This is a genomic window from Hahella sp. KA22, assembly GCF_004135205.1.
Taxonomy (GTDB): Bacteria; Pseudomonadota; Gammaproteobacteria; order Pseudomonadales; family Oleiphilaceae; genus Hahella.
On sequence record NZ_CP035490.1, the window covers coordinates 5,740,048 to 5,752,353 of the forward strand.

At 54.4% G+C, this 12,306-nt stretch carries 6 protein-coding genes; 1 reads left to right on the plus strand and 5 read right to left on the minus strand.

The features are described 5' to 3' along the window. Nucleotides 1–1,049 precede the first annotated feature (1,049 nt). Nucleotides 1,050–2,612, minus strand: coding sequence for a TROVE domain-containing protein (locus tag EUZ85_RS25315; protein WP_127972926.1), 1,563 nt, complete (start codon nt 2,610–2,612; stop codon nt 1,050–1,052). 790 nt (nt 2,613–3,402) lie between these two features. On the opposite strand from EUZ85_RS25315, the gene EUZ85_RS25320 reads away from it, so the two are divergent. Further along, a complete protein-coding gene (locus tag EUZ85_RS25320) occupies nt 3,403–6,267 on the plus strand; it encodes a di-heme oxidoredictase family protein (protein ID WP_164887352.1) in 2,865 nt (954 codons plus the stop codon). 256 nt (nt 6,268–6,523) lie between these two features. Here the strand turns inward: EUZ85_RS25320 and EUZ85_RS25325 are convergent, their stop codons facing one another. From EUZ85_RS25325 to EUZ85_RS25340, 4 genes are all read right to left on the minus strand, one after another. Beyond that, complete coding sequence (locus EUZ85_RS25325; RefSeq protein ID WP_127972928.1) at nt 6,524–7,588, minus strand: glycosyltransferase; 1,065 nt, start codon at nt 7,586–7,588, stop codon at nt 6,524–6,526. 22 nt (nt 7,589–7,610) lie between these two features. Further along, nucleotides 7,611–8,540, minus strand: a complete 930-nt coding sequence (locus EUZ85_RS25330; RefSeq protein WP_241566861.1) for an alpha/beta hydrolase — start codon at nt 8,538–8,540, stop codon at nt 7,611–7,613. Between the two features lie 300 nt (nt 8,541–8,840). After that, nucleotides 8,841–10,910 (minus strand): hypothetical protein, encoded by a 2,070-nt coding sequence (locus EUZ85_RS25335; protein ID WP_164887353.1) that lies wholly within the window; start codon nt 10,908–10,910, stop codon nt 8,841–8,843. A gap of 423 nt (nt 10,911–11,333) precedes the next feature. Continuing rightward, nucleotides 11,334–12,221: a LysR family transcriptional regulator gene (locus EUZ85_RS25340; RefSeq protein ID WP_127972931.1), complete on the minus strand. Its 888-nt coding sequence runs from the start codon at nt 12,219–12,221 to the stop codon at nt 11,334–11,336. Nucleotides 12,222–12,306 lie beyond the last annotated feature (85 nt).

Consider the following 12,306-nt stretch of genomic DNA (forward strand, 5'->3'; position numbering starts at 1 on the left):
ATTACGGGGAAACGCTCTTGCAAGCCTTTCCCTTCGGCGACGAGAGTGTGTGTGACAGTCCTGCTCTCCCGACTGAGCTACCACGCCATTTTAAGCGTGGGCGGGACTCGAACCCGCGACCTGGTCATTAAAAGTGGTGTAGTCACACAGGCATTCGCCAAAACTCAAATAAGGCGGCCAACAAAAAACAGCCAGGAAGCTATTTGGGAAAAATGTAATCCTGACCAGCATTTGGCCTAAAAAGACCAGCGACAAAAAGGTCGTATGACATCTACGCTCGCGCTACCACTGCGCTACGGTTGTCAGCCAACCGCCGGGACTCGAACCCGGGACCTCGCGCTCCTATGTAGTCATACAGGCATTCGCCGGTTTAACTTTAAAAACTCCTGATTATTAACAGCAAAGCGCTTTCCCATAACGTTTTTGTCATGGGGAAGCGCTCTCACGAGCCCTTCCCTTCAGCGACAAATGTATGTGAGATATATTCCTGCTCTATCCAATTGAGCTACCGCGCAAGACTTCCGCGCGAACGGGACTCGAACCCGCAACCTGGTCGTTAACAGCGATGTAATCCCACTGGCATTCGCCAAAATCAACATTGGGCGGCCAACAAGTTGTGGTCAGGATGTTTTTGGATGTAATCCTGACCGGCATTTGGCCTTAAAAAACACGGCGACAATAAGGGCGCATGACAGGTCATCTGCTCTACCAGCTGAGCTACGGTCGTAGACCGCCGGGACTCGAACCCGGGACCAAATGGTTAATGTAGTCATACTTGCATTCGCCGTTTAAGCCTGAAAACTCTTACTAATATCTCCATAAAGCGCTCTTCCATTACATTCGCGCAACGGGGAAACGCACTCATAATCCTTTCCTACCGACGACAATAGTTTGGTATGACGCGCGCTCTGCCAACTGAGCTATAGCCGCGCCCGGCCACCGGGACTCGAACCCGGGTATGGAGTCATACAAGCATTCGCCGATATCAAAATCTAAGCCTTCAAATCAGGCCGCCCGCAGACGGCCTTTTTCTCCGCCAAGATCCCTGGCTACAGTTCGATTTCCTTGATGGCGCGCACCCAGGTCTTTGGGTTATCGCTCAAAAAGGACTTCATCACTGTGAACACCTGATCGGAGAATCCTCCCACGTTCAGGATGTCATCGCGCTCCATCGCCTGGGTGTACGCATTGGGCACAACATCGATACACACCATTTTGGCTTTGGGGTTGCGCTGCTTCAGCTTCAGCCACTCCTGCATAACCGCCGTCCCTGAGTTGTACCCCGCATAACGGCTGTTCGTATCAATCCATGACTCGTTATCGCTAACGAAGACCACCGTATCCACCTCCGCTTTGCGCCGGTTCAGCTCTACCAGAGGCGCGGAGCAATTCGTTCCGCCGCCGCCCAGTTGCGCCAGCTTGGTCGCGTTGGTCATCACCGAATCCCGGGGATTCAAACGCACCTGATGCACAGAGGTCGCAAACGGGAGAATCTCCGCATCCTTGTTTTTCGCCAGGATAGCCGCAGCCACCAAAGCGGCGACATCGATACACCGCACCTTACTGGAGGCGCCCGGACGATAACCTGACACCGACTGAGTCATAGACCCGCTGGTATCCGGCAGCACGACAACCCGACCTTCCAGCGTCGGCACATTCTGCAGCGCGATTTCCATCGCATCCTGCAAGGACTCCGTCACCATTTTAGGCACACCTTCGCCCGCCATGGTGTAGGCAGCCATCAATTGGTACGGAAACGCCTTGGCCTTGCGAATGGCGTTCTCATCACGCAGACGGTTAGCGATCACACGATCCATACCTTTTTCATTGAACACACCCTGCCGCGCAAAGGTATTCAAGTTCATCCGCGTCATCTGCCATCCCGCATTGCGGGCGATGCCCGCCCAATGCGCCTGCGTCAGGTTCAGAGCCGTCAGCAACCGAAACTCCACTTTCGGCAGCGGCTGGGACTGATCCGCCTTAAAGGCCTCATAATCCCGCACTACCTGCGGCAGCTTCTCCGCATCGTATTCTCTATCGATCAAATAACCGTACAGAGCTTGCCGCATCAGGCTTTCCGGCTTTGGACGCACCATCTTGATGACATCCTTCATCGAAGGCGACGCGCCGACAGAATCCATGAACAAAGAAGACTCGCCGCGGGCGTTAATCCACTCTTTCACCAGCCGCTTGGACATGGTTCCCAGAGATTTACGCCCGACCACGCCGGAACGCATGATCTGTACAAAGTTTCTCACCATACGGCCGTTATCGATGACCCGCTTGAACACGGCGGGAACCATTTCCGGCGCCCGCACTGTCAGAATGGCGGTCAACAACGCCGGCATATCTTTCATGAAGCCCCGCTCCCGAGCGAACACCGCCAATTTTGCGATAAACTCCGGCTCCACTTGAGCGGCGAACTCCATGACTTTCTCCAACTGATCTTCAGCGGAAGCATAGAATGTGCTGGTGAAACATCCGGTCACCGCGTATTGCGCCAGCGCATGCTCTGCGGAATATTTATAAGCCAGGCCGCCGGCCTGATTAAGGGTGTCCGCCGCAGGCGCCATATTTCCGCGCTGGGTGTTGAATAGTGTTTTACTCGCCATTTCTTTACTCCCGCCGACAATACATTCGGCTTTACTGAATTTCACTGCTGCCTGGTCTGATAACCAGTCTGTGTCGCAGTGCTCCAAGACATTGTTTGTTTACTTTCCAGATGTATTGCAGCCCACATGCCAACTTTTCAAAAAAGTCTGAAAATATTTTTAACCAATTGATATTAAACAACTATATTTTTATTTCTTGATTTCCCATGGAGAAATGGGAGTTTTCAAAAAATGGATTTTATATCTATAAAAATAAAAAATTATCCAAATAAATAACCAACAATATCCTAATCCACTTTCAACCATTAATATGGCAATGATATTGGCATGTTAATCATCAGGCGCATGGACGCGCCTGCGCGGCGTTAAGCCGCGGGAGACAGGGCCTGACATGTGCAGGCCCTGTCGTTGCAGACAAATAGAAGGAAGCTATTTGTCTGCCTGACTAATAGTCTCGTGTCTCGTAATAACGACTATACTTAACACCACTATGAAAACGCTTTCACAAAATTCATAAAAATCAGGACGCTTGAGACAAGAGTTAATAACGGATTAACAAGGAGGCAACATGGAGATAACTATTTGAAAATAAATATTAAAAGGAACAAACATCGCCAGTTCCGTCAACGCTTGCGTCTGGCATGAAGGAAAATGCTAGTCCGGATTACCGATTCATCTCACCGCCTGAGCGTTGTATAAGCCTGAACTGGCCAATACCAAACAGGGATAGCTTTAGATGTATGCGCTTTCCTTAAGACAAAATGGTAACGCTTTCATAAAGAGACCGCCTATGAAAACCAAAAACTCCATCATGGACAAGCTGCTGACGACTCTACTGCTGCTTTCAGGAACCGCCTACGCCGCTGATCCCGGCGACCCTCGCGAGTTCACTCAAACACTTCAGATGAATGGCGGCTCAGCCATGCTGCGCTTCCACTCTCCTCAAGCCCTCAACCTGCGCTCACCCACGGAGCGGGTATATATCAACTACCGCATCAATGGCTCGCAAATACAGGTTGAAGAGCTGACGGAAACAGCTTCGCAGACCGATTTTGAGGCCCAGATTTCCGGATTAAACGACGGCGACCGCATTGAGTACTACTACACCCAGGTGCTGGACGCCCAGTTCGCAGAACTGCCGGTGGATAGCGGCTGGTTCAAATACAAAGTCGGCGAAGGTTTCTCAAAGCCCGCCTACCCTCTTACCTTTACCTTCGGCGGCCGTTTTCGCGATAGGCATGAGGGCGAAGGCCGTTTTGATCACTATGTCGCCGGCTACACCAGCGGCACCAGTTACATCGCCACCTTCAAAGACTGGGGCGACCGCCTGGAAATGACTGTCGTGACCGACGATCCTACCGATAACGGCGATATTCGTTGGAGCGACCACATCGGCGCGCCTGACCCACTGAACAAGCAGGATGTCTGCTATCGCGCGGAATTTGATCAAGGCGGCGACATGGAGCAGGTCAACGCCAACACCTGGCGCTATGTCATTAATGACGTCACAGAGGGCCAGCTGATTGATCTGGAGTGGACGTTCAAGCGCGCCAGCACAGATCAGCAGTACTACAACGATATTTTCCGTATCCGCATCGGCGAGGGACACCTATCTCAGGAGCGCCAACATCCCTATTTTTCACCCGGCGGCTCCACCACGCCAAATATTATTCAGGACAAGCAGTTTCTGTTCGCCCAGCATTTAGTGAATATCGGCGGTCAGGAAATGAAAAACTTCCTGGCGGGGAAAACTCTTTTCGATACCGACTTTGGCGAGAGCAATCCAGATATCGCCCTGCATGCGCCGCAGACAAAATACGACTGCATCGGCGACCAGCCCTCTCCCAAGCAATATATCGACTTCCCCCAACGGGCGCGCACGCCAGTCACGCTGGCGAACCAACTGGGGCCTCAGTTCAACAACAGCTCCTGTTTCGCCTGTCACACCAATGACGGTCGCGGAACGCCTCCTGAGCCCGGCCAGCCGATGCAATCCATGCTGTTGGCTCTAAGCATTGAGGGAAGCGACGCTCACGGCGGACCTGCGCCGCACCCTGCTTACGGGGGACAGCTACAGGATAAAGGCGTGAATGGCGGCGCCGGCGAGGGTCAGGCGACCGTGACGTACCAAAACATTACCCGCAACCATATTGGCGGCGGCGCTTACACCCTGCACAAGCCTGTTTACGATTGGACGCTGGACTCTCCCATCAATAGCGGCGATATTCTATTTTCACCCCGTATTGCGCCGCAGTTGACCGGTATGGGTTTGATCGACGCAATCTCCGACGCCACCATATTAGCTTTCGCCGATCCCGATGACGCCAATGGCGACGGTATTTCCGGCAAAGCCAATTACGTGTGGGGCAGGCAGTCACAAACCATGCGTCTGGGCAAATATGGCTGGAAGGCCGGGCAACCCACCGTCTTACAACAGACCGCCAAGGCGGCCCATGAAGACATGGGAATCACCAACCCCATCTTCGGAAACGGCGCAGAGTTTTCCATGGAGGATTTACACAAAATAGAATCCTACGTGCGCCATCTCGCCGTGCCGCCCAACCTGGAGTTTTTTGCCGACGAGACGTCCCAGGCCAGCAAGCTACGGGGCAAAGAGCTATTCAAAGAAGCCAACTGCAGCGGCTGCCACATTCCCACCATGACCACTTCGCCAGACTTTGAAGTCGCCTCGCTCCGCAACCAGGTTATACAACCCTTCTCCGATTTCCTGTTGCACGACATGGGCCCGGATCTTGCTGACAAGCGCCCGGAATACGCCGCTACCGGTTACGAGTGGAGAACGCCGCCGCTATGGGCGATAGGCCACTTCGCGGAAGTTAACGGCAATGCCCGCTATCTGCATGATGGTCGCGCCACCTCTATCGAAGAAGCGATTATGTGGCACGGTGGTGAAGCCGCCGCCTCTCGCGACGCCTTCTCCGCCATGTCGCCCGCTGAGCGCGAAGACCTGATCGCATACACCCGCTTCCCATTTGTTGATCCTGTCGCAGATGGCGGCCCCGCTGTAAAAACGCCATCCGCATCAATTGTCTCACCGGCCCAGGGCAGCCAGGTGGAGAGCAATTTCGATCTGGCGTTCACGCTGCGCAACTGGGAAATGAACGTTAAGGGTCGTCATCTGCATTGGTTCGTGGATGGCGTCGATCAGGGCGAGCGCTATGACGCCTCCCCTATCGCCATTTCTGGACTCTCCGATGGCGAACACACCATCGCCGTGAAGCTGGCGAATGCCGATCATCAGTTTGTAGGCGCGGCGCAGGTCAACGTGAAAGTGGGCGGCGACGCGCCCGGGCCAGATCCTCAGCCACAGGGCATTACAAAGAACGCGGATGGTAGCGTCACCTACTCCATCACATTCGCCAGCAAGATGGAGCGCGTACAGTTATTTGTGGAGAAAAACGGCGGCCCTGGCTATTTCTGGGCGCCCTTGCTGAAAGCGGATGGCGGCTTACAGAACGGCGCACAGGAAACCGCCAACAGCGACGGTTCGTACCGTTACAGCATCACTCACCCGGCATCGCATTATGCGCAAGTACAAACGTTGCGCCATCGCTTCTACGCCTACAGTCCGGCGGCGGGACAGCTGTTTCAACCAGGCCCCGGCGATGCGCTGGGCGACGTGTTCAACTATTAATCAGGCAGACAAATAGCTTCCTTCTATTTGTCTGCAACGACAGGGCCTGCACAGGTCAGGCCCTGTCTCCCGCGGCTTAACGCCGCGCAGGCGCGTCCATGCGCCTGATGATTAACATGCCAATATCATTGCCATGTTAATATTGAAACCAAGCCTGAAACGCGCAGCATAAAACGACCGCAAACAATAAAGGGGCGCTAGCGCCCCTTTTACGTTTTACGTTTTACGTTTTACGTTTTACGTTTTCTTATAGCCCTCAGGGCAATAAGGCGAGAATCTCGGTGACAGCCTCGTCAATTCCCTTCAAAGCCGGAGGGTTCATGGGTGGCGCAGCACAGATCTGATTCAGCTCATCCACAATTGCGCCATTGAATAACTGCTTTTCATCAATTTCCTGGCATGGGACATGTTGTTGCAGCCATTCAATCTGAAAGGGCTCTTCCGGCCAATCCCGGCGCGGCAGGTATAGCACCGGCGTTTGATTCACCGCCGCCTCCGCCAGCGTGCCGTAGCCGGGTTTGGTGACGACGGCGTCGCAGCTGGCGAGAAGATCGATATGTGGTATTGGGAAGTCTTTGTAGCAGATAAAGTCATCCCGGCCGTTTACCGCCCCCCCCGTCAACCAAACCAGCCCTGGAGTGACTGGCCAGTCGTGAAAGGGGATGGCGTAAGGCATACCACCCATAGACACCAACACAAATCTGTCTGCGTCCGGGCGCTGCAACGCCTCACGCAAATCGCATCTGCGACCGGACCGCGATATCGGCCCGATTGACTTAACATGGGCCATGCCCGTCATCGGCATCCCAGGAGTCACCCGCAAAAACGCCAGCGCCTGGTTATAGGAAGCGCATAGCCACTCGTATATCTCTCGACTTCTGGGCCTTTCGTGACAGTAGGAAAGAAAAATATCGGCCCAGTTCAGTGAGCAGAAGTGCATGGAAGGTATACCCAGCTCTCCCGCTGCGGCGGATAATCGATAGCTGATATTGGTTAGCACCAAATCCGGCTTCTGCTCACGCAAATGCGCGGTTTCCGCCGCCAGCGTCTCCGCCCACATCTCATGTTCATTCAGATACGCGTCGTAAGTGGCCTGAACATTGACCTTGAGAGCGTCGAACATGGGCATGCCCAAATCCGTTTGCCGAATGACATGACGAAACGGGCGCTGCAGCCAGGTTTGCAGTATCGACAGTGGCGCTTCGCTTTGAATGATCAGTTCGATATCCGAACGCTCACTCATCAGGCGATTCAGCACCGGCGCTACTTGCGCCAGATGCCCGAAACCATGAAAGGAAATCGCGCAATAGACAGTTTTCATCACGCCCCCGCTTCGCCCAAGCTCAGTTCAACGCCCAATAGCCTACCGGCTTCAGGTGCTTGGTGAAAAACGCCTTGGTCAGCTCGATCACTTTGGCGTCATTGAAACGGCCATGTTGCCCGCCTTTTACCGTGTAAAAGGACACCGGCACTTCCGCCGCTTTCAACGCCGCCTCCAGCAGTTGGCTTTGATGATGAGGAACGATGGGGTCTGCGTCGCCATGCACAATCAGGAAAGGCGCGTCGCCTTCGTTGACATAGGTGATCGGATTGGCCCGCTCGACCTTATCCTTGTTGTCCTGTATCGCGCCGCCAATCAAACGGGACTCAGGAGAATCCGCTTTGTTGTGAGACTCACTGGCGGGCAGACGGTTATCGTCTATTTGAAGGAAATCCGTGGGGCCAAAGTAATCCACCACCGCTTGCACCCGGCTGGATACATTCAGGTTTTCACCCACATCAAAATCGTCCATATCCCCCGTCGTTCCCAGCAACGCGGCGAGATGGCCGCCGGCGGAAGCGCCCCACACGCCAATGCGTTCAGGGTCAATATCATATTTCCCAGCGTTGGCGCGCAACCAGCGCACCGCCGCCTTAACGTCTTCTAACTGGGCGGGAAACTTAGCCACATTACTCAGCCGATAGTTGACGCTGGCGATGGCATAACCTTCGTCCACGTAGCCGATGGGAACGCCCTGGGTTTTATCGCCATTCATCCAACCTCCGCCGTGAATCCAGATAATCAGCGGGATATTTTTACCGGCGGAAGGAAGGTGCAGGTCCAGCTTTTGTTGCGCATGGCCGTTACTCACGTACGCCATGTCCCGGTGCGAAATAACGCCCTGTTCCGCAGGAGGGATAAATCCGGAGTCCGGGGGTGACGCTGATTTTTCCTGCGCAGGCGGTTGCACAGGCGAGGACGTCGTCTCAGGAGCGCTCTCGGTTGCCGCCACGGAAACACTTATCATAAAAAAGGAAGCAATGAATGCCTGAAGCCGCATCTGACTATCTCCTTTCGATGCAGTGACCACGCGCCGGTTTTAAGCACATCCTTTTTCCATGCGCGCTAATAGCATAGGCCCGCGCAGAAAAAGCGCCAGAAAATCCGACGACGCCAAATGGCGCTGAACATAACATGCAGGAGAATGCAGTGACAACCGAGCCTGTTCGTCATCAGGCGCAGAAGGAAAGAGAAAGAAGGCAAAGGGCCGGGTATGCGCCCGGCCCTGTTCAGCGGAATAAAGAATGTAGCGTTATTGCAACGTCACCGTTGCGCTATCCGAAGGCGACACTGGCGCTGAACCATCGTCATCCACAACCGTTGCGGTGACGGTATTGGTATGGGTCGCACTGTTCACCCAGGCCTCGAAGCTACAGGTGTAACTGTCTCCAGGTTGCGCGGCGGGCTGCAGTTCCTGCGGCGTCACACAGGTCGTGTTGTAGAGATCGCCTTGCACCACCGTTACGTCGCCGAGCATATCGTCCACCAGAGCGGTGACCGTCAGCGCTTCAGCATCGGAGGTATTGGTCACCGTGACTTCAAACGTCACCAGCGCCCGCGTCGCGGTTTTGGTAAGCGTCGCCGCCGGCGGCGCATTGATGATGTCGACAGTGGCGTCGCTCATGGCGCTGAGCACCTGTCCGTCATCATCCACGCCAAGCGCCAGCACCACGTTGGTGACCGAGGTATTGCCGTTGCCGCTGACAAAGGTGGTCACGGAACAGGTGAAGGATTGTGAGGAGTACAGGATTTGCGGCAGCGCGCAGTCGCCCATGCCGTTCAAATCGCCCAGCTTGTCGTCGTCCAGGTTTTCAATGGTCACTGCATCGACGGTAGACAGGTTGGTCACAGTATAGGTATAGGTGACATTGCCTCCCGGCTCATCGACCTGCTCTGGATCGGCGGTTTTGGTCACCGAAATTTCCGAAGGCACGTTAACGATCACCACGGTTGCGGAGTCGCTGGCGCTCACCATATTGCCCTCGTCATCCGCGCCGGAAGCGGTGACCGTATCCGTCTCCGATTTGCCTGCGTTGCCCATGACATTGGTGGTAAAGGAGCACAGATACTCCTGCCCCGGCGCAATGACAAGACCTGACTGGCAGTCGCCTTGGCCATTGAGGTCACCGTGAATGTTATCCACTAATGAACTCAGAGTAATGGGATCGCTGGACGCCGGACTCGTGTTTTTCACGGAGACGGTGAAAGTGACAGGACCGCCGGGCTCCAACAACTGTGTAGGCGAAGCGGTTTTGACCACTTCCAACACAGGTGGCGAATCCAGAATGGTGACGCTCGCGCTATCCTGCCCCGACAGTGAGTAGCCGTTGTTATCCACGCCGCTGGCGGTGACCGTATCGGTCTCCACAGTGTTGGCGTTCGCATTGATCTGCGCGGTGAACTGACAGCTATAGGTGTCCACGCCGCCAGGATTGCGATCATCCGCCGGGATAGTCTGCGGCGTCGCGCAAGTGGTGCTGATTATGCCGTCATGTCCCGCCATGGTGATGTCGCCGTAGATATCGTCAGTCAACGTATTCATTGTCACCGAGTTAGACGGATCAACTCCCACGTTAGTGACTGAAACGGAGAACGTCACAGTTCCGCCCGGCTCCGTCAATGTCGTAGGCGAGGCAGTTTTGGACACCAGCAGTTCCGCTGGCGGCACATCGATTGGCACGTTGAAACCTTCGTCACACTTACACTTCGACGGCGATCCTGGGAAAGCATCCGTGGGAGTCACGCAAAGCTCATTAGCCCCCGCCTGCCGCCAGCTGGTGCAATAAGGCAGGTTCAACTTACCATCGGCATCCGGGTCAATACACACTGCTGTGATAGTGATGGTCGGATACAGCGGATTATGCCCGGGCTTGTCGATGTCGCCACAGGTATCCTGCACCCCTGAGGGCCCTGATGTACCAGGAAAAGGGTCGTCAGTTCCGTCCAAGTCCAGCCAGGGAGGGTCTGGTTGAAACGGCAATGTGGAAATTGCGCATGAACCACTGACGGCTCCATCCCCTTCCGGGTCTCCGTCAGTGACGAAGTAGATGCCGATATCGTGTCGTTCTTTCGCCGACGACACCAACTCAAATGTAGCGGTGAACTCAACCGTATCTCCCTGATAAGCGCAACCGTCATCCAGTATTTCAAGTTGCGGCGTTCCATCCGGGTTCGTGGCCACGCCGGCTATCTGAATATCGTTAGCCGAACATTGCACATTGAATCCCGCGGTTTCCTCCATACAGCCCGCTTCCACCAAGTCCTGCGCAAAAACTGGCGAGCCCATAAACATGATGGCGGCCAGCGCCGTCATGCCACTCACCTTTCGGCGCTCCTTTCTCGTACCTGATAATTTCGCGTTAACTGACTGCATATCCTTTTTTTCCTTTGTGATTGATTTTCACTCTGGCCCAGCGCAAACCGACAAACCACAGGGCCTCCAGCAGGATAAAGACTAGTCCATTACGCATAGTTCATATTTTTAATTTAACGTCGGTATGTAACCCAACGTTTGAGAGGCGAGGAAGTTCACGGGATATAGAGAGAGACTGTATGCCCTCCGTGACATACTTTTGGAGCTCAGGGGCGAAAATCGAACACTAAAGACAAGAATACTGCCACTTGTCACTTTAATCAGACACTGGAAAGAGTGATATATCGCATTGTTTTTCTCGCCTCATGTTCTGCTAAAAGAAGTAAAACATTGTTAGGAACGCAAGTAGTAATCATTGTCAAAAAAAGCGTTCTATTTTTGGCTGTCGATTGTTTCATACAATTCGCGAGCGGCTTCGCCAAGAGCGCGAGAGAACAGGCTGAATACGGCGGAGCGAGGCTCTGAGCGTTCAATCACACCAATACGTCGATAAAAAACATCACCCTTTAATTCAAAAACACGCACTTGGCTGACATCCAGTCCTGGCGAGATCGGCAACAAGGCGACGCCCAATCCTTCCTCCACCATTTTGGCGATCCCTGTGAGCTCATCCATCTCCGCGCAATCATTCACATGCAGACGGTGCCGGCGTAGAAAGCGATCCACCAGGCGACCGCCAAATGCGCCTCGGTCATAGCGGATAAAACGATGCGCCGACAGGAGCGCGCGCCAGTCACTTTCCTGCGCCTCCTGGGGCGCAATCAACGCGTATCGCTCATTCGCCAGGGGCGACCAGTTCAACTCACGAGGCAAGGCAAAAGGCGGCTCCACTAATATCGCCGCATCGATTTCGCAGCTATCGACCAGCGCCAGCAGCTGCAACGATGAGCCGGGTATAATTCGCAGCGATATCTCGCTTCCGGCCCGACGCAAATGAGACATCGTTACCGGCAGCAAACCAGCCTGCGCCGTGGAGACCGACCCAAGCCGAACCTCACCGCGCACAGGTCGAGGCTCCGTCCCCTCGCACATACCGCCGAACAAGTCGAGAATCTGCTCTGCTCTACCAATCGCAGCCCGCCCTTCCGCCGTCAGTTGCGCCGACCGTCCTGCGCGTTCAAACAATGAGTAGCCCAATGCTTCTTCCAGGCGCTGCATCTGCGCGCTGACCGCAGACTGGGTCAAACCGATGCGATCGCCTGCGGCGGCGAATGTGCCGCACTTAGTCACTTCCAGAAAGGTTTTAAGCTCTCTCAACATCGCAGGTTGGCCCTTTGTAGCTAAGTAGATAGACAGCGCAGGATAATCAAACTGATCAATAAAATTTGATAATAGGCTAAAAATT